This is a genomic window from Pseudogulbenkiania ferrooxidans 2002 (assembly GCF_000174355.1).
Classification (GTDB): Bacteria; Pseudomonadota; Gammaproteobacteria; order Burkholderiales; family Chromobacteriaceae; genus Pseudogulbenkiania; species Pseudogulbenkiania ferrooxidans.
The window spans coordinates 47,669-69,164 of the sequence record NZ_ACIS01000014.1 but is presented as its reverse complement, the minus strand read 5'-3'; the positions used below and the strand labels follow the sequence as shown (position 1 = coordinate 69,164).

Sequence of the window (21,496 nt, the reverse complement as noted above, 5' to 3'; positions counted from 1 at the left end):
AGGTGCTGCACCGCCGCGTTGTCGACCACGTAGCTCCAGTTGCCGTCCACATCCACCGAGTAGTGGCCCAGTGTGCTGGCTTGATTGCTGGCGGTCTGGGTGTGCGCTGGCCGTCGTCGACGTCGCTCACCGTCAGCGTGCCGGTGGCCGGCGTGACACTGTCCTCGCTCAACGTGCCAGCCTGGTCGCCACTCATGCTGGCGGAGTCGTTGGCACCGTTGATGGTGATGGTCACGACCTTGCTCGCGGTACCGTCGGTGCTGGTGACGGTAAAGCTGTCGGTGGTGCTGGTGCCGGCGGCCAGGTGCTGCACCGCCGCGTTGTCGACCACGTAGCTCCAGTTGCCGTCCACATCCACCGAGTAGTGGCCCAGTGCGCTGGCTTGATTGCTGGCGGTCTGGGTGTGGGCCTGGCCGTCGTCGACGTCGCTCACCGTCAGCGAGCCGGTAGCCGGCGTGACGCTGTCCTCGCCCAACGCACCGGTCTGGTCGCCGCTCATGCTAGCAGCGTCGTTGGTACCAGTAACCGTAATCTCCGCTGTTTCATCCGCCCAAGCGCCGTGTTCATCAACCACCTGGTAGTTGAGGGTGATGAGCTCCACCTGGCCCTCGGCCAAGTGCTGGAATGCCGCATTGCCTGGATCCACCGTCAGGGTGGAACCGGACAAAGACACACCGTCTGGCAACGAGTTAAGCCCTTCCACATGCAATACCGCCCCGTGATCGATATCCGAGGCATCGGCCAGCAGGTTGATCGCGAAGCTGCTGCCATCCTCGATACCCTGGCCGCTGATGTGTCCCGATACAACGGGAGCATCGTTGGTGCCGGTGAGGGTAATGGTGACGTCCTGGGCCACCTGTTTGCCACTACTGTCGGTAATGACAATGGTAAAGGTTTCGGTTGCACTTTCGCCGGCGGCCATCGACTGGACAGTCCCGGCAACGCCGTCGGTGCCATCCGCGAGAGAATAACTCCACGTGACTTTACCCGCCCCGTCTCCCAAGGCGGAGTCGGTCAACGTCGCGGTGAGCGCGCCGCCGAGACTGTTGCCTGAATCAGATTGCACACTCACGCTGTGGGTCTGGCTCAGGTCGACATCAAAGAAACTGATGTTGCCGGAGGTCGACAGCATCGGATGACTGGCGTCCTCGATGACGCCCCCGCTTGAATCGGCTGTGCTGATGACCGGTTTGTGGAAGTCGATAGCGGCACCATTCACCCATACATCCAGCTTTTCCATCATCGACACGGTCAGCTTGGTACCGTTGCCAAAATCGAAAGTGAAGTCACTGGCAGTGCCGTTGGACACTTCACCGGTATTGATATTGGTCTTGACACTGGCCAGGTGCTGGACATAACGGGCTACTTCTTGCTGCACCGTGTTGCTCAGCCACTCGCTGCTGGTGAGATTGAGCTGTACCGTATCGATGCCTGATCCGCCGGTATAGATATCCGTGGAGCCGCTGTTTTCCGAGAGAGTGTAGATGAGCGTGTCATTCCCCGACCCACCGTTCAGCAGGTCGCTGCCGCTACCGCCGTCGAGGGTGTCGCTGCCCGCGCCACCATTGAGAAAATCATTGCCCGCTCCACCGCTCAGGACATCGTTGCCTGCACCGCCATTGAGCGTGTCGGCGGAACTGGTGCCAACCACGGTCGTATCGCTACTTGTTGCCATGATGATCCCCCTGATGAGTCAAACTCGACGCCACCTCTGATAAGACTCGTAAAAACCCATAACAACTAACTATTTTGGATAATAGTTTTAAATGAACAGGAAGCTATTGTCCTTCGGTACACCCTGGGTTGCTCGGCAAAACAGATGGTGATGTACTAGACTTTCTGCCCCCATTCGCTTCGCGAACCACGACGCTCAGGGTGCGTTCCGGAAGGGGTCGAAGGCAGCAACGGCAGGCGGCGGGCGCCCCGGCACGGCCCAAAGCACAAAGGTTGGCCGAAGCCCCTCTTTCGAGAGGCTTCGGCCAACCTTTGCACGATCAGCCGGACGGATCGCCGGCGGTGTCAGCCCGCTAGCTAACGGGTTTCCAGCGGCAGATGGCTCGCCATGGCATTGAGTTCCTTGATGGCGCGGCGGAAGCGGGCGTGGGCGCGTGAGACGGTCGACTCGCTGATGTCGAGCTGCTTGGCCGCGGCGTAGCCGGTCATGCCGTCGATCTCCATCAGCCAGACGGCTTCGCGCGATTGTTTCTTCAGGCCGATCAGGTCGGCGACATGGTTGAACTGTTCGAGTTTCATGTGTCTGTCCTCCTGCGTTGTCGCAAAGCCCCTTGGGTATGGTCACCCACAGGCACATCGTGAAACCAGTATTGCCTTGCCTTCCTTCAGCATAGTTGCTTGCAAAAAAAATGCAGGTAGAAAATGCACGCGCGACCGGGCGTTTCTCCTGCTGACGAGTTCGCCGCCAGCCAGCGGCGCACGGCCCGTCGCCCCACGGCCCCCACGGCGGCGGCGCAGGAACTCTCGCGGGACCGGCGCGGTCTATACCGATGTCACATACAGCTCAGCGGACCAGAGACGTCCGTGAGCGCCACACGAGGTTTCACATGAACAAAACCCTGACTCGTTCCATGCTCATCCTGCTCGCCATCGCCACCCTGAGCGGGTGTGCCGGCATGACGCAACGCCAGAAGAACGCCGCCGTCGGCGCCGCCGTCGGTGGCGTGGCCGGTTCGGTGCTGACCGGTGGCGACACCTTCGGTACGCTGGGCGGGGCGGCGGTCGGCGGCATCATCGGCAACGGTGGCCTGAAGTAAACCGCCGCCGGCACCGTCCCCCGACCGGGCCGGACGGTGCCGGATCGTCCCCGCAGGACGTAAAAAAAGGAGGGCCTGAGCCCTCCCGAATGCCTTGAAGTAAAAAAATCGCTTACTTCCAGTTTGCCGGCAGCTTGTAGCCGGCGTACTTCTGCTTGGCCCAGGCCTTGAACTCGTTGGAGTTGTAGGCGGCCACCACATCCTTCACCCAGGCCTTCTTGACGTCGGCGGCGCGCACCACGCCCCAGTTCACGTAGGCGTAGCTCTTTTCCTGATAAACGGCTTCGGTCAGCTTGATGCCCGAGCTGGTGGCGTAGTTGCCGTTGATCACGGCGAAGTCCACGTCGTTGCGCGAGCGCGGCAGCTGGGCAGCCTCCAGCGGCACGATCTTGATGTTCTTCAGGTTCTGGGCGATGTCGTGTTCGGAAGCGGTGAGGGGGTCGATGCCCGGCTTCAGCTTGATCCAGCCCAGGTCGCTCAGCATCACCAGCGCGCGGGCAAAGTTGCTCGGGTCGTTCGGCGCGGCCACGGTGGAGCCCGCCTTGATGTCCTTCAGCGACTTCAGCTTGCCCGGGTAGATGCCCAGCGGCGCGGTCGGCACCTGGAACACTTCCTTCAGCGACAGCTTGTGCTCCTTGGCGAAGTTGTCGAGGTAGGGCTTGTGCTGGAACACGTTGACGTCGAGCGAGCCTTCCTGCAGCGCCAGGTTCGGGCGCACGTAGTCGGTGAACTCGACCAGCTTGACGCTGTAGCCCTGCTTTTCCAGGATCGGCTTGACCGACTGCTTGACCATGTCGCCGAAATCACCCACCGTCGTGCCGATGACGATTTCCTTCTTGGACGGGTCGGCAGCCAGGGCGGAACCCGCTACGGCCAGACCCACTACGGAGACGGCCAGTGCCTTGAGAACGAATCTACGCATGTTGAACTCCTTGTCGTTTTATTCAGTAAGGGATGGGGTGGATTAACGCTTGTCCAGCCGTGCCGCCAGGCGGTTACCGACGAACTGGATGATCTGCACGATGAGCACCAGGAGCAGCACCATGGCGATCATCACCTCGGTCTGGAAGCGGTAGTAGCCGTAGCGGATGGCGAGGTCGCCGATACCACCGCCGCCCACCACGCCGGCCACCGCCGAGTAGGACAGAAAACTGATAGTGAGGATGGTGACGCCGGAGATCAGGCCGGAGCGTGCCTCCACCAGCAGCACCTTGGTGATGATCTGCAGCGGACTGGCGCCCATGGCCTCGGCCGCCTCCACCACGCCGCGCGGCACCTCGCGCAGCGTCTGCTCGACCAGGCGCGCGAAGTACGGGATCGCCGCGAACGACAACGGCACCGCCGCCGCCACCGGGCCGATGGTCGACCCGACCAGGATCCGCGTCAGCGGCACCAGCGACACCATCAGAATGATGAACGGGAACGAACGCACCAGGTTGACCAGCCAGCCCAGCACGCCGTTGACGATGCGATGGGCGAAGATCTGCCCAGGCTGGGTCAGGTAGAGCAGGAAGCCCAGCGGGCCGCCAAAGCAGAACGCGGCGGCCAGCCCGATGACCAGCATCAGTGCGGTTTCCTTGCACGCCTGCCAGATTTCCGGGGCCATCATGCTCAGGTTGGCGAGCGCATCGGCAAAAGTCAGTGTTTCCATCACGCGGCCTCCAGCAGCGAACGGGCGAGTTCGGACTCCGCCTCGATCCGTCCGTCGACGATGTCCAGCACCTCGACCACCCGGCCGGCGTCCAGCACCGCGGCGCGCTGGCAGATCGAGCGCACCACGTTCATCTCGTGCGTCACCACCACCACGGTCACGCCGAAGCGGCGGTTGATGTCCTGCAGGCAGTCGAGAATGCTCTGGGTGGTCTTGGGGTCGAGCGCCGAGGTGGCCTCGTCGGCCAGGATCACCTTGGGGTTGGGCGCCAGGGCGCGGGCGATGCCGACGCGTTGCTTCTGGCCGCCGGACAGTTGCGCCGGGTAGTGGCCGGCACGGTCGGTCAAGCCCACCACCTCCAGGCACTCGGCGACGCGTTTCTCAATATCGCCCTTGGACCAGCCGGCGATCTCCAGCGGAAACGCCACGTTGCCGGCCACGGTGCGGTTGGCCAGCAGGTTGAACTGCTGGAACACCATGCCGATGTTCTGACGGGCGCGGCGCAGTTCGCGTGCGGACAGACCGGTGAGATCCTGGGTGTCGACGATGACGCTGCCCTCGTCCGGGCGCTCGAGCAGGTTGATCAGGCGCATCAGGGTGGACTTGCCGGCACCGGAGTAGCCGATCAGGCCGAAGATTTCGCCGGCGCCGATCGACAGCGAGGTCGACGCCACCGCCTCGAACCAGCCACCGTCGGGGCGACGGTAGCGTTTGCGCACGTTCTGCAAATGAATCATGGTGAAGCTCCAATGACAAAGCCCGCCGTGGACACGGCGGGCTTTGTGCATGGAAATCTTCGGGATCGAAAATCGTTACAACCCTGTGGGCTGTCCACGCTTTAGCTATTTTACGCCCGCAAGCTGTGTTCAAATCGGCGATAGTTTTCTGTATTGAACATGTTTTTTCCTTTACGGTCAAGACCGAAAGTGCGATTTTCACTACTTACGCGCCAGCCACCAGTCAAAGCCACTAGACCACACCACACTCCAGGGTATTCTCCCTTCACACCGGCAGCAATTCCGCCGACAACGGCAGGTGATCGGACAGCCCGTTCCACGGCGCGCCGTGATGGGCCTTGGCATTGACCGGGCGCAGGCCACGCACGTAGATGCGGTCCAGGGTCAAGAGCGGCAGGCGCGACGGAAAGCTGCGCGCATGTTGGCCGAACAGGTGCTGGAACACCTCGTGCAGGCCGTTCTCGGCCAGCAGCCGGTCGGTCGCCTCGCCGCGCCAGTCGTTGAAGTCGCCGGCCAGGATCAGTGGATAGTGCGCCGGGACGTTGTCGCGGATGTAGCGCGCCAACGTGGCGTACTGCTTGCGCCGGTCGCCGGCGCGCAGGTTGAGATGGGCGCACAGCGCGATCACCGGCGTGCTCCAGCCGGGCGGCTCCAGCACGCAGTGCAGCACGCCGCGGCTCTCGAAACGGTTGACCGAGATGTCGAGATTGCACCAGGAGGTGATCGGAAAGCGGGTCAGCACCGCATTGCCATGATGGCCATGGCCGTAGCTGGCGTTGAGGCCGTAGGCGGCCTTGCGCCCGAGCTGACGCGCCAGGTACTGGTGCTGGGGGATGCGCGGCCACTCGTGGTGGCTCAGCGTGCGCAGCAGATTCTTGCCCTGTACTTCTTGCAGGAACATCACGTCGGATGACAGCGAGTCCAGCGCCTTGGCCATGTCTTCCACCCTGACATGGCGGTTGAGCACCGACATGCCCTTGTGGATGTTGTAGGTCGAAACCTTGAGCGGTTCCATTATGTCAGCCAGCCCTTCCGCATCGCGCCTTGGCGTTGCCGGGTTGCCACGGCGGCACCCGGCAGGCACTGCCCGCCCGGCCTGACGAGACAAAAAAACGCCAATCGGATAAACCCACTATAGACAGCCGGCACACCCCGCGCCTTGCCGCATCGGCAAAAACAACAGCCCCGCGTAGCGGGGCTGTTGGGGTCAGGCGCCGGGGCGCGGCCAGGCTACGGCTTACTTCTTGGTGGTGGCACTCTTGGCGGCACGCGGAGCCTTCGGGGCCTTCGGGCTCTTAAGCTCAACCACCTCCTTCACCTCGGCCACCACCACCGGAGCCACCGGCTCGGCGGCCACCACGGCGGGGGTTTCCGCCACCACCGCCTCGGCAGGCACCTCCACCTTGGCCTCGGGAGCGGTCTCAACCAGCAGGCGCTCGAGCAGCTTGCTGCGGGAAGAAATGCGCCGGTCGAAACGCCAGTCGTTCAGCAATTCGATCGCCGCCTCGAAATAGCGCATGTCGATCTCGTACAAGGCCTTCAGGTCAAACGACTGGCCCAGTTCCAATGCCGCCGCCAGATCCTTCAGCACCTGTACCTGTTCTGCGTTCTCGCCCGACTCAATGTACTTCCTGATTTTCTTGGCTGCGTTCATCGTCAATCCTTGCTTTTATAAAGAATAAAATTACATGTCATGCAATTTTAACATGGGGTAAGCTGGAACAATTTTAAGGTTTTCTTACAACCTCCGACACGACTTGCAGCAAGCCAGCCGGTGCCGGCAATCCATTAAAGCAAACGCGGCCGGCACGCGCCACCCGGAAAGAGCCGGCAGGCGGGAGAGAGGGCGAGATCAGGACGGCAGGTAGCGCGGCAATAGGCGCAGCGCCTCGGCGTTGGAAGGGGAAAAAACCTTGTCGGCGGCCTCGGCCCAGGGCAGCCACTGGTAGCGGCAGTGCTCGTCCGGCGCCAGCGTGACCGGCCGCGGCGCCGGCAGCAGCAGACCGAACACATGCTCTTCGTTCTCGGTCACGCCGGGCGGGTAGCGATGGCGCCAGTGCGGATAGATTTCGTAACGATTGGTGATGTGCCAGTCGCTCAACGCATAGGCATCGGCGTCGAGCCCGGTCTCTTCGCGCACCTCGCGTCGCGCCGTGTCGATCAGCGCCTCCTGCCCTTCCCGGCTGCCCGTCACCGACTGCCAGAAACCGGCGCGGTCGGCGCGTTCGATCAGCAAGACCTGACCGTCGGCGGCATGAATCACCACCAGCACCGACACCGGCTGCTTGTTGCCCATCAGCCCTTGCTCCCGGCGTCCGGCTTGTCGAGTACCGCCATCAGCCCGGCCAGTTCGACCGCCGACTTGACGCCCATCTTGTCGAACACGCGCGAGCGGTGCACTTCCACCGTCTTCATGCTGATCGCCAGTTCGTCGGCGATCTGCTTGTTGAGCTTGCCCGCCAGGATCAGCTGCATCACCTCGCGCTCGCGCTCGGTGAGCAGCGCCAGCGACTGGTTGAGCCGGCTCAGCCGCCCGAAGCGGTCGCGCTCCTGCTGGTCCCGCAGCAGCGCCTGGTCGACCATGGCCAGCAGCCGGCCGTCGTCGAACGGCTTCTCCATGAAATCGATGGCCCCGAGCTTGAGCGCCGCCACCGCGTGCGGCACGTCGCCGTGGGCGGTGAGCATGATCACCGGCGGGCAGTAGGGGTGTTCGGCCAACCTTTCGAGCAGCACGATGCCGCTGATGCCGGACAGGCGCAAATCGACGATCAGCGCATTGAAGGCAGCCGGGCCGGGACCGGCCAGAAAAGCCTCGGCGCTGTCGAAACCCGTGGTCTGGAAGCCCTGCCCGTCGAATAGCCAGATCAACGAGTCGCGCACCGCCTCGTCATCGTCAATCACCGCAAGCTGCTTATCCGACATGCTCTCCCTCTCGTGGTTAGGCGGCGTCCCCGCTGGCCTGGGCCAGTATGCGCACCTCGCGCTGCGGGAACGGGATGGTGATGCCATGTTGCTTGAAAGCGCGCCAGATGGCCAGATTGATCTCCGACTTGAGCCCCAGGAAGCCGTTTTCAGGATCGGCCACCCAGAACCCCAGCTCCATGTTGATGCCGCTGTCGGCGAAGGCGGTGACGAACGAGGCCGGCGCCGGGTCGTGCAGCACACGCGGATGCACCGCGGCTTCACGCAACAGCCGCAGCACCAGTTCCAGGTCGCTGTCGTAGCCGACCTGCACCGTCACGCTGGTCCAGATGCTCTTGTCCGAATAGGACTGGTTGATCACGGTACTGGCGATCAGCGTATCGTTCGGCACCAGGGCCTCCGAGCCGTCGGCGGTTTTCAGTACCACGTAGCGCGAGGTGATCTTGGTGACGTAGCCGGTACGGTTGTCGATCATCAGCCGGTCACCGATGCGGATCGAGCGGTCGAGCAGGATGATGAAGCCGGAAACGTAATTGCTGGCGATCTTCTGCAAGCCGAAGCCAAGACCGACGCCGAGCGCACCGCCAAACACCGACAACACGGTGAGATCGATGCCGATGATCGGCAGCGCCACCATCACCCCGGCCACCAGCAGCACGGTCCGCGCCAACTTGGTGAACACGATGCGCAGGCTCAGGTCGATATCGGTGAGCTTCATCACCCGCGACTCGATGATGCGGCTCACCCACAGCGAGCCCACCAGGATGATGGCCACCCACAGCAAGCCGGTCAGGATCATATACAGGTTGACCTCGACCTTGCCGACGTGGAAACGGATCGACTCCAGCCAGTCCACCGCCAGCGTATCGACGCCGATGGCCCAGCTGACGAAGCCCAGCCAGAACAGTGTGGCGAGAAAGTGCTCGGTGGTACTCTCGAAGCGCCCCTTGGGCAGCGCCTGGCGCACCATGGCGGTAGCGAGGCGGATCAGCCCGAGCCAGAACAGCATAGCGCTGGCGATGGGCAGAAGCTGCGGCGCCTCGCCCAGAACCAGGCGCCACAGCCCCGCGCTGACAATCACCAGCACCTGCGCTGCCAGCGGCAGCACCAGGCGGAAACTGGCGTAGGGCAGAAAACGGTCATACCGCTCGGGATGAAGGGCGAACAGGCGGCGGTACACCCTCCTCGCCACGTACAGGCCCGCCATGAATGCGGCCAACGCCAGCACGAGTTCCAGCCAGCCGGCTGGCGTTTCCAGCGTCAGCAGCAGTTTTTCCAGGGTAAGCAGTTTGTCGCCGTTGACCAGCATGCCGAGGAAGCCTTCCTTAATGGGTGACAGAGAGAGCCGGTTGCGGCGCATCGACCGACAGCACGCCGTCGGTCAGGCGCAGCACGCGCCCGGCGCGGCTCGCCAGGCGGTCGTCGTGGGTGACGATCACCAGGCTGGTGCCAAGGCTGGCGTTCAGCTCCAGCATCAGTTCGAACACCGCGTCGGCGTTGCCCCGGTCGAGGTTGCCTGTCGGCTCGTCGGCCAGCACGCAGGCCGGCCGCGTCACCAGCGCACGGGCGATGGCGGCGCGCTGCCGCTCGCCGCCGGACAACTCGCCCGGCTTGTGCGCCAGACGGCGCGACAGACCGACGCGGCCCAGCATCTCCGCCGCCAGCTGCTCCGCCTCGGCGCGCGGCATGCGCCGGATCAAAAGCGGCATCATGACGTTTTCCAGCGCGGTAAATTCCGGCAGCAGGTGATGGAACTGATAGACGAAACCGAGCGAACGGTTGCGCAACTCGCCGCGCTGGCGCTCGCTCAGGCGCGACAGCGATTGCCCCAGCACCTCGATCTCGCCCGAACTCGGGGTATCGAGCCCGCCCAACAGGTGCAGCAAGGTGCTCTTGCCCGAGCCGGAGGCACCGACGATAGCCAGCCGCTCGCCCTTTTCCACCTCTAGCGTCACCTTCGACAGCACCTGGACGTTCAGTCCGCCCTCGTCGTAGACCTTGGTCAGATCGTGACAACGCAATACCTTATTCATAGCGCAGGGCCTCCGCCGGCTGGGTACGCGCCGCGCGCCAGCTCGGATACAACGTGGCCACGAGAGCCAGCAGCAGCGAAATCACAGTAATGGTGGAGACATCGCTCCACTGCACGTCGGACGGCAGGTAGTCGATCATGTACACCTCACTCGACAGTATCTTGGTGCCGATGATGCGTTCGATCAGCGGCACGATGACGTCCAAGTTGAGCGCCACCAACACCCCGCCGGCGACACCGGAGAAGGTCCCCAGCACACCGGACACGGCGCCCTGGATCATGAAGATCTTCATGATGCTGGAAGGCGCGGCCCCCAGGGTGCGCAGGATGGCAATGTCGGCCTGCTTGTCGGTGACCACCATCACCAGCGAAGAGACCAGGTTGAACGCCGCTACGGCGACGATCAGCGTCAGGATGATGGTCATCATGCGCTTCTCGATCTGCACCGCGCGGAAGTAGTTGGCGTTGGTATCGGTCCAGTCGGTGGTGAGCGCGCTGGCCGACAGCTTGTTACGCAGCTCGGCCTTCACCAGCGGCGCCGCCATCGGGTCGTCCAGCTTCAGGCGCACCCCGCTCACCATGCTGCCCATGCGGAACAACACCTGGGCGTCCTTGAGGTGGATCATCGCCAGCGACGAGTCGTACTCGAACATATCGACCTTGAACATGCCCACCACGGTGAACTGCTTCAGCCGCGGCAGCATGCCGGCCGGGGTGACGCTGCCTTCGGGGGTGATCACCGTGACCTTGTCGCCGGTCACGACGTTGAGCTGGCGCGCCAGCTCAACCCCCAGCAGGATGCCGAACTCGCCCGGCTTGAGCGAGGCGAGCTTGCCGGTCACCATGTGCTTGCCGACATCGACCACGCGGTCCTCGCTGGCCGGGTCGATGCCGCGGATGAGGGCCCCGCGCACGTTGCCGGCCGCCGACATCAAGCCCTGGGCATTGACGAAGGGCGCGGCGGCGATGACGTGCGGCTCCTTGGCGGCCAGCCCGGCCACCGATTGCCAGTCCGACAACTTGCCTTGGTAGGTACTGACCTCAACGTGCGACGCGACGCCGAGAATGCGGCCGCGGATTTCCTTCTGGAAACCGTTCATCACCGACAGCACGATGATCAGCGCCGCCACACCGAGGGCGATGCCCAGCACCGACACCAGCGAAATGAAGGAAATGAAACCGTTGCGGCGTTTGGCGCGCAGGTAGCGGAAGCCGATCAGGGCTTCAAAAGGGAGGGCCATCCGGAAGAATCCTCGGGCAGGGAGCAATAGGTAAACGTCGTGGCGCGTATCGGGGCCAATACGATTGGCGCCACGGGGCAAAGAGGCAAGGCAGCCGCGCGGGCGGTTGACGTCAACGGCGCTCAGCCCTGATAGGGGTTGTCGAGACTCTGCATCATCGCCACCAGGAAGGCGCGCACCTGACGCTCGTCGCACCCCATTAGGATGGCATCCTCGAAGGCATCCTGCGCCATCTGCGCCAGCTCTTCGAGGTTCTCGTTCATCACCTTGATCTTCTCGACGCAGGCGACCACGTTGCCCTCCGGATCGAGCCAAACCGGTTGTTGCAGTTTCATAGGACGTTCCGTTCGACTTTCAAAAACGCAATGCCCGCCAGGGCGGGCATCGACGGTAGCGCGCGGCATGCCGCATCAATGCGACGAGGCCACTTTTTTCTTGTGGGCGCCCTTGGCGGACTTGCCGGCCACGGACGACTTGCTCCTGGTCTCTTCGGCCTTCTTGCCACGGGACGACCTGCCCGCCTTGGCGGAAGCCTTGCCCTTGTCGGAAGCGGCCTGTTCCTGTTTGCAGTGACGGCCCTTGCGGCAGACCACCTTGGCACCCGAATCCTTGGCCTCGGCCACCGCGGCCTCCTGCTTGCAGCGCCGCCCCTTGCGACAGACCATCTTGGCAGTCGGCGCCTTGGCCTCCGCCACCGCCTTCGAGACGTTCTTCACCGGAGCCGGCTCACTGTCGTCGCGCACGAAATTCGAGGCCGAGCCGCGGTTCACGCGGCGGGCGCCGTTGTAGCGCGACGTCCAGTAATCCTGATTCATGTTGGAGACTTCGACCGACTTGCCGGTGCGCGGGGAGTGGATGAACTTGCCGCCCCCCATGTAGATGCCGACATGCGAGTACTGGAAGCCACGGGTATTGAAAAAGACCAGATCACCGGGCGCCAGTTCACTTTTATCGACCGCTTTTCCGGTATGCGCCATTTCCGCCGCCGTGCGCGGCAGATTCACCCGTAATGATTTTTTGAATACATACTGAATGAAACCACTGCAATCCAGCCCTGCCGAAGGATTACTGCCGCCAAAACGGTAAGCTACGCCCAGCAGGCTCATGGCCTGCAACAACAGGTCGCCAACAGCCTCTTCGCCCGGTGCGGCAAACTTGCCGATGGGGTCTTCCTGGGTCTCGGCGGCGGGGTGATTTTCCGTGGGGGCTTTGTCTGGCGCGGCATAAGCCAATACCATAAAGGTAGCCAGCACCCAAGCCAGTAGGTGCAGATGCAATTTCATAGGCCGCACTCTATCGGACGAGGCGTGGAGTGTAAAGCCAACCCAAAATGCGGGATACCCGATGCTGAAAGAAACCCTGATCGCCATGCGCGACCTGCCGCGCCTGAAGGAAATCACCGGAATCCTGTTCCGCCACGGACTCGGCCAGTTCGCCCAGCGCCTGAAGCTGCCACGGGCACTGGCCAAGGCCGGCGCCTGGCTGAATCTTCCCTTGCCGGAGGGCGACGAGGGCCTGCCGCCGCCGGTGCGGGTACGCCTGGCGTTCGAGGAACTCGGCCCGACCTTCATCAAGCTGGGACAGATTCTCTCCACCCGCGTCGACGTCTTCCCGCAGGAGTGGATCACCGAATTCGAGAAGCTGCAAAGCAACGTGCCCCCCCTACACCCGGAGCAGGTGCCACACCTGGTGAAGCAGGCGCTGGGGCACCCGATCGAGGAGCTGTTCGCGGAATTCGAGATGGAGCCGATCGGCTCGGCCTCGATCGCCCAGGTGCATCGCGCCACGCTCAAGGACGGCACCGTGGTGGCCGTCAAGCTGCGCCGCCCCGGCATCCTGCCCAAGGTGCAGGCCGACCTGCGCATCCTCGAACACATCGCCGGGCTGATCGAGCTGGAGTTTCCCGATGCCCGGCGCTACCAGCCGACCGAAATCGTCAACGAGTTCGCCCGGTCGCTCAACCGCGAGATGAACCTGGCGATCGAGGCGCGCAACATGGAGCGCTTCCGGCGGGATTTCGCCGACGACCCCTTCGTGCACGTGCCCGGGGTGTATTGGGACTACACCAACCCCGCGGTCAACGTGCAGGACTTTATCGACGGCCAGGCTGCCACCCGGGTCGACGCGCTGCAGGCGGCGGGGCTCGACCCCATCACCCTGGCCGACCGCGGCGCCGACGCGGTGCTGCGCATGATCCTGATCAACGGCTTCTTCCACGCCGACCCGCACCCCGGCAACGTGATTTTCCAGCCCGACAACTGCATCGCCTTCATCGACTTCGGCATGGTCGGGCGCATCAGCCATGCCCGCCGCGACGAGATCGTCGATCTCCTGGCCGCCCTGTCGGGGCGCGACGAACGCGCCATGATCGACGTATTGATCGAATGGACCGGCACCACCCCGGTCGACGAGGACAAGTTCGCCGACGACATCAGCGAGTTCATGTTCCAGTACGAGCACGTGCCGTTGAAGGATCTCAACATCAGCCAGCTGATCGTCGACATCATGGCGCTGATCCGCGACCACGGCATCGTGCTGCCGCCGGACATGGCGATGCTGTTCAAGGCGCTGATCACGCTGGAAGGCCTGGGGCGCCAGCTCAACCCGGACTTTCAGCTGGTCGAGCACCTGACGCCGTTTGTGCGCGAGCTGATTCTCAACCGCTACACACCGAAAACGCTGCTCAAGCGCGGCAAACAGACCCTGGTCGAAGCCATGGGCATGATCGGCGACCTGCCGCGCGACCTGATCCGGCTGGGCAAGGACATCCGCCACGGCAAGTTCCGCATCAACTTCGACTTGCAGCGGCTCGACAGCTTCGGCCGCCAGCTCGACCGCACCGCCAACCGGCTGACCATGGGCATCGTCACCGGCTGCCTGATCATCGGCTCGTCCATCGTCATGACGGTGAACGCCGGGCCCAAGCTGTTCGGGCTGCCTTTCTTCGGCTTTCTGGGCTTCATGGTGGCGTTCTTCAACAGCATCTGGCTGATCTGGTCGATCTGGCGTGCCGGCAAGGAATGGTGAAGCCATGAAACATGCACTCTTTGCCGCTTTATGGCTGGCTTCGGCCAACGTCATGGCCCTGGAGGTGATCGACCTGGGCTGGCGCGATGGCCGCGAGGTGGCCGACGCCATCGCCCCCCACCTCCACCCGGGGGAAAGCGCCAGCGGCCTGGGGCGGCAACTGATCCTGGATGCCTCGCCGGCACGGCTCGCCACCCTACGCCGCCTGGCGCGCACCCTGGACGTGCGCCCGAGCAATCTGCTGATCGAGGTCGAACAGAACGGTGGCGCGCGCCAGAGCGACTCCACGCTGTCGCTCGGTGGCGCGGCGCGCATCGGCAACGCCGAGCTTGACCTCGGGCGCCGCCGCGGCGATCTGGCCCTCGGCGCCGACGCCACGCAAAGCCGGAGCAGCAGTCGCAGCCGCCAGACGCTGCGCCTGCTCGACGGCGGCAGCGGTTTCATCGAGAGCGGCAGCAGCCGCCCCCTGCCCTGGCTGATGATCACGCCACGCGGGGGCCTGCTGCGCGGGGCCGAGTATCAGGATGCTGTGACGGGCTTTTACGTACGGCCGAGGCGCAACGGCAGCCGCGTGGTAGTGGAGCTGGCGGCGCGCCAGGAGGCCTTCGGCGTCGGCGGCATCGAGCAGAATCGGCTGAGCACCACCGTGGAAGGCGCCGTCGGCGAGTGGCTGAATGTCGGCAGCGTGGGACTCGACGAGCAGGGACGGCAGGTGATGCTGATCGGCGTCAGCCAGCGCCTGCGCTCGGTGGAACGCACCGTGCGCATCCGCGTCCTGGCCGACAACTAGCTCCCGCATCGCCCCTCTTCTTGCCGTGCGGCGCCCTTCCCGGCAGACGCCCCGGCACGGCGCCTCCAGCAGGCTGTTTCCAGTCTGCAACAGGTCCGGCAAGGCGCCGATCGCGAGTCGTTGACTTGATAAATGATAATAATTATCATTTATTCAATTACTCATCCTCAAGGAGCACCCGATGAACGCCATGCTGGTCGGCGCCGACACCCTGGGCAACATCCCCACCGTGCTGGAGAGTTTCGGCATCTCCATCCATCGTCATCTGAGCGGACGCAACAGCTCGCATCAGCGCAAGCTCGACCGCCTGCCCGCCGGCACCGACATGCTGATCCTGTTCACCGACTTCCTCGGCCACAACGTGATGCGTCACTTCCGCGCCCTGGCCTCGGAACAGAACGTGCGCTTCATCGCCTGCCGCCGCTCGGTGTGCGCGCTCAAGCAATCGCTGAGCGGCGTCGGCCTGTGCGAGCAAAACGCCTGCGCCAACTGTCCGAATGCCGCCAAGCGCGGCAAGGGCAGGCACTGAGAACCTGTTTACGATCTGCCGCGCGTCGACGATACGGTGTTAAAACCGTCTGCGGAACGCTCATTCACCCCGTGTAAACTGCGCTTCCTCAGCCGTTTTTGCTTTGCCTCGCTCTAGCTCGCGAGATCCTAAACAGGTTCTGAGGCTCCCCAGAAATGATCAAGGCCGGACGACGTCCGGCCTTGATCCATGCTGCTGAGCGCCCGGCGGGCTACTCCCCTCGCCCGGCCTTGCGAGCCGTCTGCTGCATCAGCTGTAGCTGGCGCGAGAATTCGTTGCAGTTGCCGCACAGGAACAGATGAATGCGCAGGCGCAGGTACTCGCTCTTGCTCAAGGGACGGTCGAGCGCATCGGAAATCAGCCGGCTGGCCTGTTTGCAATTGATTCTCACGCGGCACCTCCCCCCAGCCAGCGGATTTCCAGGCATTCGCGCAGGCTCATGCGCGCCCGGTACAACAGCACCGAACAGTTGGTCGCGGTAATGCCAAGGTTCTTACAGATGTCGGCGATCTCCATGCCGATCACCTCGCGCATCACGAAGGCCATCGCGGTGCGGCGCGGCATCACCTGCGAGCAGCGCTCGAACACCTCCCAGAATTGCTTGGCGACCAGTTCCTGCTCCGGCCCGCTCCAGGCGCGGATGGCGTGCTGCCAGTGGCCGCTGGCGTCGAACAGGGCGTCGACGTCGGCTTCGTCGAGCGTGTCCTCGAACGGCTCCAGCGGTACCTCGCGCGACTGGCGGCGCACGGCGTCGATCAGCTTGAAGCGCAGGATCGAGGTCAGCCAGGTGCGCGGCGACGACTTGCCGGCGAACGACGAACGCGACTCCAGCGCCGCCAGCAGCGTCTCCTGCACCACCTCGTCGGCGGCCTGGCGGTCGCGCAATTGCGCCAAGGCGTAGCGCAGCAGGTAGGGACGTTCCGCCTCGATCAGTTCGGGAGTCATCATCGTGCTGCGGCCCTTCCCAGGTGAACGGTCATGCCTTGCAATAGTCGATGGCGTCCGCCAGGCGGTCCACGGCCACGATCTCCAGTCCCTCGATCGGCTGACGCGGGCGGTTGGCGGTGGGCACGATGGCGCGGGTGAAGCCGAGCTTGGCCGCTTCCTTGAGGCGCTCCTGGCCACGCGACACCGGACGCACCTCGCCGGCCAGGCCGACCTCGCCGAACACCACCAGTTTTTCCGGCAGCGGACGGTTGCGCAGCGACGAGACGATAGCCAGGATCACCGCCAGGTCGGCCGCCGGTTCCGAGATCTTCACCCCGCCCACGGCGTTGAGGAACACGTCCTGGTCGAAGCAGGCGACCGTGGCGTGACGGTGCGCCACCGCCAAGAGCATGGCGAGCCGGTTCTGCTCCAGCCCGACGGTGAGCCGCTTGGGCTGGAAGCCGTGGGCGTCGTCCACCAGCGCCTGCACCTCGACCAGCAACGGTCGCGTGCCCTCCTGCGTCACCAGAACGCAGGACCCGGCGACGTCGTCGCGGTACGACGACAGGAAGATCGCCGACGGGTTGGACACGCCCTTGAGTCCCTTGTCGGTCATGGCGAACACGCCCAGCTCGTTGACCGCGCCGAAGCGGTTCTTGATGGCGCGAATCATGCGGTGGCTGGAGTGCGACTCGCCCTCGAAATACAGCACGGTATCGACCATGTGCTCCAGCACGCGCGGGCCGGCCAGCGAGCCTTCCTTGGTAACGTGGCCGACCAGGAGGATGGTGGTGCCGGTCTGCTTGGCCATGCGCGTCAACTGGGCGGCGCACTCGCGCACCTGCGATACCGAGCCGGGCGCCGAGGTGACCTGCTCGGTGTAGAGCGTCTGGATCGAGTCGATCACCGCGACCTCGGGCGCCTCCTGCTTCAGCGTGGCGAGGATGGCCTCGAGGCGGATCTCGGCGAGGAAGCGCACGCGCGCCGGGTCGACCGCCAGGCGCGAGGCACGCAGGGCGATCTGCTGCGGCGATTCCTCGCCGGAAACGTACAGCACCTTGCGGCGCGCCCCGACCTCCGACAACGCCTGCAACAGCAGCGTGGACTTGCCGATACCGGGGTCGCCGCCGATCAGGATCACCGCACCGCGCACCAGGCCGCCGCCCAGCACGCGGTCGAGCTCGCCGATGCCAGACGGCTCGCGCGGCACTTCCACCGCTTCGACCTCGGACAGCACCTGCACCTGGCTGGTGGTATCGGCCCAGGCCTGGAAGCGTGGGTTGGCCGAAGCCGGCGCCTGGACGGTTTCGACCAGGGTGTTCCAGCTCTGGCAGTGCGGGCACTGTCCCTGCCACTTGGGCGACTGCCCGCCGCATTCGGTACAACTGTAAACGGTCTTGATTTTGGCCATGCGAATGTCGCCGGCGCTCAGCCGGCGGGAGAGGCGGCGGCGCTGCCGCCCTTCTTGTTGAGTTGCTTGATGATATCGAGCAGTTGCTTTTCCTCGCCCGACGGGTCTTTCGCCGAATTGCCAGAGGCCTTGGCCGGCAGTCCCCCGCGGCGGATGGCGGCCAGCACGGCGGCCACCTGCGGATCGTTGCGCATCGCCCGGTCGGCCTCTTCCGGGCTGAGCTGGGCCTGCGGCTTGTCGCCCACCGAGGCCGCACTGGCCTCCGGCTTGTGCGCCGCCGCGGGCGTGACCGGTGCGACGGGGTCTGAAGGGGGGGCAATGGTATCCAGCTTCTGCTTGACCATGTACTCGTGCATTTCCCGCCAGCCCGCGTAAATCTGCGCCTTGTCGGCGTCGGGATTGCGCTGGTAGCACTCCTCCAGCGAACGCCCGCTCTGGCGACAGGCAGCACCGACCGCCTTGTTGGCGTCCTTGGACAGACCAGAGACGTTGCTGACCCAGTTGCAGCCAGCCAAGGTCAGCAGCAGGGGAATGACGAGCAGGGAACGCATGAGGCCCCTTTCTTCAGGAGACGAGTTGCGGGCGCAGGTCCAGTTCGATCACCCGACCGCTCTGCCCCTTGCTGGCCTCGCTCACCCAGAACAGGAAGTGCGGCAGCAGGTCGGCGATCGGGGCACGCTCGGTCTTGGCCTCGCCCGGGTGGGTACGGGTGCGCTGCGGCGCGTTGACCGGGCCGGGAATCAGCAGGTTGACGCGCAGGTTGGGGTAGACGTCCCACTCGTTGGCGGCCACGGCGGTGAGGTAATGCAGGCCGGCTTTGGAGGCGCCGAAGCCGCCCCAGTACGCGCCCGGCTTGGCGCCATGGCTTTCGCCCACGAACAGCACCGCGGCGTCCGGCGACTCGGTCAAGAGCGGCAGGCAGGCACGCGTCAGCGCGAACGGCGCCACAGTGTTGATGCGGTACTGGTTCATCCACTCGTCCACCGTCTGATTGGACAGCGGCGAGAGCGCGTAGAAATGCGAGGCGCAATGCACGATGCCGTCCAGCCGGCCGCAGGTCTGCTTGATCTGGAAGGCCAGGTTGTTGAACTGCTCGTCGGTGGCCGTCAGCAGGTCGAGCGGGATCGCCACCGGCTCGGGAGCCCCGGCCGCCACGATCTCGTCGTACACTCCCTCCAGGCGCTTCACGCTACGCGCCAGCACCACTACCGTGGCACCGTGGCGGGCGTAATGCAGCGCCACCTCGCGACCGATCCCCTGAGTGGCACCGGTCACCAGGATCACCCGGCCGGCAAGGCTTGCGTTGTTCTGTTCAGTCGTCATCATCGGTTTTTCTGTTTCATCCAATCCTGCTTCAACATCTGCGCGGCGGAAACCCCGCTCTGCACGGCGGCCTCCAGCGTGGCCGGGTACGGCGAATCGACCCAGTCGCCGGCCAGATAGCCGCATTGTACGCCGATGCGCGTCCCCGGGCGCAGCACGCCCGCTACGGCGGCGAAGGTGGCGCGTTTCTCCACCAGCACGCGCGACCACAGCGGCGGCGCCAGCTCCGGCTGCAGACGGCGCAGGTCGGCGAGCACCCGAGCGACCAGTTCGTCCTGCGGCAAGGCGGTGACGGCGTCATCCGGGGCGCTGATCACCGCCGCCACCAGGCCACGCTCGCCGCTCAGCGCCTCGCGGTCGAACAGCCAGTCGGCGGTGCCGCCGGCGACCCCGGTCATCCGGCGCGGCAGCCGCACACGTTGGCCGAAGCGCAGGTATACCGTGCATATCGGCAGGTAATACAAAAGCTGAAGCCGCTGCTGCAACGCCGTATCGTCCAGCAAGGCGGCGGCATGCTGCGGCCCGACCGCCACGATGGCGGCATCGAAGCGCTCGCCATCGATCTCGGCGCCGCCGTCGGCGAAGCAGACCCTACGCACCCGGCAGCCGCTGCGCAGCTGCACCCCCTGCCCTTCCAGCCACGCCCACGCCGGCTGCGGAAACAACGCCGACAAGTTGTGCCGCGGCAGCAGCAGGTCACTGTCGGCGCGCGTGGCGCCCAGGCTGTCTCGCAGCACGTTGGCCAGTATCTGCATCGAGGCCTCGGCCAGCGGGGTGTTCAGCGCGGACAACACCAGCGGCTGCCAGAAACCCGCCAGCAGCGCCGCCCCCTGCCCTTGCGCGGCCAGCCACTCGGCCACCGGCATGTCCTGGGCCAGACGCCACTGCTGGCGCTTGAGCCTGTCGAGCGCCCGGCTCAGCCGCCACTTGTCGCGCCAGCCGATGCCACGGGCCGTCAGCAGTCCCCACGCCACATGCAGCGGCGCCGGCAGCGGCGGGCATTGCAGGCTCAAGCCGCCGTGGCGGTGCCAGTTCATCGGCTGGCGCAGCAACACGGTGTCGGGGTCGACGCCGACCCGGGCCATCAGCCGCAGGCACTCGCGGTAGGCTCCGATCAGGATGTGCTGGCCGTTGTCGAGCGCCAGGTCGGCATCGCGCACCCGCCGCGCCCGCCCGCCGGGCTCGCGGCCGGCCTCGAACAGCGTCAGCTCGGCAAAGCCGGCCAGCTCGACCGCGGCCGCCAGCCCGGCCCAGCCGGCGCCGATCACGGCAACACGGGGGCGGCTCACGGCTGGTAGCCGAACACCCAGGTTTTCCACGCCAGCCACAGCTTGCGGATCGGGGTCAGCGACAGGCGCTGGTTGAGCACCTTCTGCGGGCCGTCGAGTTTGATCTCGGCCAGGGTGGCGCGGTAGATCGCCGCCATCAACAGGCCGGGACGCTGCGCCTTGACGTCGCTCTTCGGCAACTGCTCCCAAGCCTGGCGGTAATACTGCTCGGCACGCTCGATCTGGAAACCCATCAATTGGCGGAACGCTTCGGTTTCGCGGTAGTGCTGGATGTCGGATGCCGGCACGTTGAAGCGGCGCAGCTCCTCGACCGGCAAGTAGATACGTCCGCGCCGGGCATCCTCGCCGACGTCGCGGATGATGTTGGTGAGCTGGAACGCCACCCCGAGCTCGTGTGCGTACTTCAACGTGTGCTGGTCGGTGTAGCCGAAAATCTGCGCCGACAACTGCCCGACCACCCCCGCGGCACGGTGGCAGTACAGCAGCAGATCGGCAAAACGGTCGTAGCGGGCGAAGTCGAGATCCATCTCCATGCCGTCGATGATCTCTTCCAGCAACTTCTGCGGCAGACCGTAGGCCGCCACGTGCGGTTGCAGCGCCTGCGTCACCGGATGCTGGGGTTGACCGGCGTAGAGGCGGACCAATTCCGCCCGCCACCAGGCCAGCTTGGTCCGCGCCACGTTTTCGTCATGGCATTCGTCGACCACGTCATCCACCTCGCGGCAGAAGGCATAGAGCGCGGTGATGGCGCGCCGCCGCTCCTCCGGCAAGAAACGGAAACTGTAATAGAAGCTGGAACCGCTGGAAGCGGCCTTGTCTTGGCAATATTGGTCGGGCGTCACGCGC

Annotated in this window: 24 protein-coding genes and 2 pseudogenes; 4 read left to right on the top strand and 22 right to left on the bottom strand. The window is 64.8% G+C overall.

All coding sequences use genetic code 11. The features are described 5' to 3' along the window. From FURADRAFT_RS21405 to FURADRAFT_RS18945, 3 genes and pseudogenes are all read right to left on the bottom strand, one after another. A partial coding sequence (locus tag FURADRAFT_RS21405; protein ID WP_408003251.1) for a VCBS domain-containing protein occupies positions 1–71 on the bottom strand: 71 nt, incomplete at its 3' end. Positions 72–217: 146 nt separating this feature from the next. Further along, positions 218–1,675: pseudogene (locus FURADRAFT_RS18950) on the bottom strand (VCBS domain-containing protein); the annotation flags it as partial. Between the two features lie 356 nt (positions 1,676–2,031). Next, positions 2,032–2,259: pseudogene (locus FURADRAFT_RS18945) on the bottom strand (sigma factor-like helix-turn-helix DNA-binding protein); the annotation flags it as partial. A gap of 302 nt (positions 2,260–2,561) precedes the next feature. On the opposite strand from FURADRAFT_RS18945, the gene FURADRAFT_RS18940 reads away from it, so the two are divergent. After that, the gene (locus tag FURADRAFT_RS18940) at positions 2,562–2,771 is read left to right on the top strand and encodes a glycine zipper 2TM domain-containing protein (protein ID WP_008955786.1); all 210 of its coding nucleotides are present in this window, start codon (positions 2,562–2,564) and stop codon (positions 2,769–2,771) included. A 112-nt stretch (positions 2,772–2,883) separates the two neighbouring features. On the opposite strand, the gene FURADRAFT_RS18935 is transcribed toward FURADRAFT_RS18940, so the two are convergent. From FURADRAFT_RS18935 to FURADRAFT_RS18880, 12 genes are all read right to left on the bottom strand, one after another. Further along, positions 2,884–3,693: a MetQ/NlpA family ABC transporter substrate-binding protein gene (locus FURADRAFT_RS18935; protein WP_008955785.1), complete on the bottom strand. Its 810-nt coding sequence runs from the start codon at positions 3,691–3,693 to the stop codon at positions 2,884–2,886. Positions 3,694–3,735: 42 nt separating this feature from the next. Continuing rightward, positions 3,736–4,422 (bottom strand): methionine ABC transporter permease, encoded by a 687-nt coding sequence (locus tag FURADRAFT_RS18930; RefSeq protein ID WP_008955784.1) that lies wholly within the window; start codon positions 4,420–4,422, stop codon positions 3,736–3,738. Continuing rightward, positions 4,422–5,159 (bottom strand): methionine ABC transporter ATP-binding protein, encoded by a 738-nt coding sequence (locus FURADRAFT_RS18925; protein WP_008955783.1) that lies wholly within the window; start codon positions 5,157–5,159, stop codon positions 4,422–4,424. Before FURADRAFT_RS18925 ends, FURADRAFT_RS18930 begins: the two co-directional genes overlap by 1 nt. A 265-nt stretch (positions 5,160–5,424) precedes the next feature. Beyond that, positions 5,425–6,174: an endonuclease/exonuclease/phosphatase family protein gene (locus FURADRAFT_RS18920; RefSeq protein WP_008955782.1), complete on the bottom strand. Its 750-nt coding sequence runs from the start codon at positions 6,172–6,174 to the stop codon at positions 5,425–5,427. A 222-nt stretch (positions 6,175–6,396) separates the two neighbouring features. Then, positions 6,397–6,813, bottom strand: a complete 417-nt coding sequence (locus tag FURADRAFT_RS18915) for a hypothetical protein (RefSeq protein WP_008955781.1) — start codon at positions 6,811–6,813, stop codon at positions 6,397–6,399. A gap of 198 nt (positions 6,814–7,011) precedes the next feature. After that, the gene (gene nudB, locus FURADRAFT_RS18910; RefSeq protein ID WP_008955780.1) at positions 7,012–7,455 is read right to left on the bottom strand and encodes a dihydroneopterin triphosphate diphosphatase; all 444 of its coding nucleotides are present in this window, start codon (positions 7,453–7,455) and stop codon (positions 7,012–7,014) included. Next, positions 7,455–8,081, bottom strand: a complete 627-nt coding sequence (locus tag FURADRAFT_RS18905; RefSeq protein ID WP_008955779.1) for a response regulator transcription factor — start codon at positions 8,079–8,081, stop codon at positions 7,455–7,457. Before FURADRAFT_RS18905 ends, nudB begins: the two co-directional genes overlap by 1 nt. Positions 8,082–8,097: 16 nt before the next feature. Next, positions 8,098–9,390, bottom strand: a complete 1,293-nt coding sequence (locus FURADRAFT_RS18900; protein ID WP_236261633.1) for a mechanosensitive ion channel family protein — start codon at positions 9,388–9,390, stop codon at positions 8,098–8,100. Between the two features lie 16 nt (positions 9,391–9,406). Further along, positions 9,407–10,114 carry a lipoprotein-releasing ABC transporter ATP-binding protein LolD gene (lolD, locus tag FURADRAFT_RS18895; protein WP_008955777.1) on the bottom strand — a complete coding sequence of 236 codons (708 nt, stop codon included), beginning with the start codon at positions 10,112–10,114 and terminating at the stop codon, positions 9,407–9,409. Further along, positions 10,107–11,354, bottom strand: a complete 1,248-nt coding sequence (locus tag FURADRAFT_RS18890) for a lipoprotein-releasing ABC transporter permease subunit (protein WP_008955776.1) — start codon at positions 11,352–11,354, stop codon at positions 10,107–10,109. The genes lolD and FURADRAFT_RS18890 overlap by 8 nt, the downstream gene beginning before the upstream one ends. A gap of 122 nt (positions 11,355–11,476) precedes the next feature. Next, a complete protein-coding gene (locus FURADRAFT_RS18885; RefSeq protein WP_008955775.1) occupies positions 11,477–11,689 on the bottom strand; it encodes a hypothetical protein in 213 nt (70 codons plus the stop codon). A gap of 75 nt (positions 11,690–11,764) precedes the next feature. Next, positions 11,765–12,637 (bottom strand): C40 family peptidase, encoded by an 873-nt coding sequence (locus FURADRAFT_RS18880; protein WP_008955774.1) that lies wholly within the window; start codon positions 12,635–12,637, stop codon positions 11,765–11,767. A gap of 61 nt (positions 12,638–12,698) precedes the next feature. Between FURADRAFT_RS18880 and FURADRAFT_RS18875 the strand changes: the two genes are divergently transcribed. The 3 genes from FURADRAFT_RS18875 to FURADRAFT_RS18865 all read left to right on the top strand — a co-directional run bounded on the left by FURADRAFT_RS18875 (position 12,699) and on the right by FURADRAFT_RS18865 (position 15,700). Further along, entirely contained in the window at positions 12,699–14,381 is a 1,683-nt protein-coding gene (locus FURADRAFT_RS18875; RefSeq protein WP_008955773.1) for an ABC1 kinase family protein, read from the top strand. A gap of 4 nt (positions 14,382–14,385) precedes the next feature. After that, on the top strand, positions 14,386–15,171 hold the full coding sequence (locus tag FURADRAFT_RS18870) for a hypothetical protein (protein ID WP_008955772.1): 786 nt from the start codon (positions 14,386–14,388) through the stop codon (positions 15,169–15,171). Positions 15,172–15,352: 181 nt separating this feature from the next. Next, entirely contained in the window at positions 15,353–15,700 is a 348-nt protein-coding gene (locus tag FURADRAFT_RS18865) for a DUF2325 domain-containing protein (RefSeq protein WP_008955771.1), read from the top strand. Positions 15,701–15,911: 211 nt separating this feature from the next. Here the strand turns inward: FURADRAFT_RS18865 and FURADRAFT_RS18860 are convergent, their stop codons facing one another. The 7 genes from FURADRAFT_RS18860 to hpnD are packed head-to-tail and all read right to left on the bottom strand — an operon-like array spanning position 15,912 to position 21,492. Further along, positions 15,912–16,091, bottom strand: a complete 180-nt coding sequence (locus FURADRAFT_RS18860) for a zf-HC2 domain-containing protein (RefSeq protein WP_008955770.1) — start codon at positions 16,089–16,091, stop codon at positions 15,912–15,914. Next, positions 16,088–16,648, bottom strand: coding sequence for a sigma-70 family RNA polymerase sigma factor (locus FURADRAFT_RS18855; protein ID WP_008955769.1), 561 nt, complete (start codon positions 16,646–16,648; stop codon positions 16,088–16,090). The genes FURADRAFT_RS18860 and FURADRAFT_RS18855 overlap by 4 nt, the downstream gene beginning before the upstream one ends. A 28-nt stretch (positions 16,649–16,676) precedes the next feature. Further along, on the bottom strand, positions 16,677–18,038 hold the full coding sequence (gene radA / locus FURADRAFT_RS18850) for a DNA repair protein RadA (RefSeq protein WP_008955768.1): 1,362 nt from the start codon (positions 18,036–18,038) through the stop codon (positions 16,677–16,679). A gap of 17 nt (positions 18,039–18,055) precedes the next feature. Beyond that, the gene (locus tag FURADRAFT_RS18845) at positions 18,056–18,589 is read right to left on the bottom strand and encodes a hypothetical protein (protein WP_008955767.1); all 534 of its coding nucleotides are present in this window, start codon (positions 18,587–18,589) and stop codon (positions 18,056–18,058) included. Between the two features lie 13 nt (positions 18,590–18,602). Then, the gene (locus FURADRAFT_RS18840) at positions 18,603–19,364 is read right to left on the bottom strand and encodes an SDR family oxidoreductase (RefSeq protein ID WP_008955766.1); all 762 of its coding nucleotides are present in this window, start codon (positions 19,362–19,364) and stop codon (positions 18,603–18,605) included. Continuing rightward, positions 19,361–20,650: a hydroxysqualene dehydroxylase HpnE gene (hpnE, locus tag FURADRAFT_RS18835; protein ID WP_008955765.1), complete on the bottom strand. Its 1,290-nt coding sequence runs from the start codon at positions 20,648–20,650 to the stop codon at positions 19,361–19,363. The genes FURADRAFT_RS18840 and hpnE overlap by 4 nt, the downstream gene beginning before the upstream one ends. After that, positions 20,647–21,492: a presqualene diphosphate synthase HpnD gene (hpnD, locus tag FURADRAFT_RS18830; RefSeq protein ID WP_008955764.1), complete on the bottom strand. Its 846-nt coding sequence runs from the start codon at positions 21,490–21,492 to the stop codon at positions 20,647–20,649. Before hpnD ends, hpnE begins: the two co-directional genes overlap by 4 nt. Positions 21,493–21,496 lie beyond the last annotated feature (4 nt).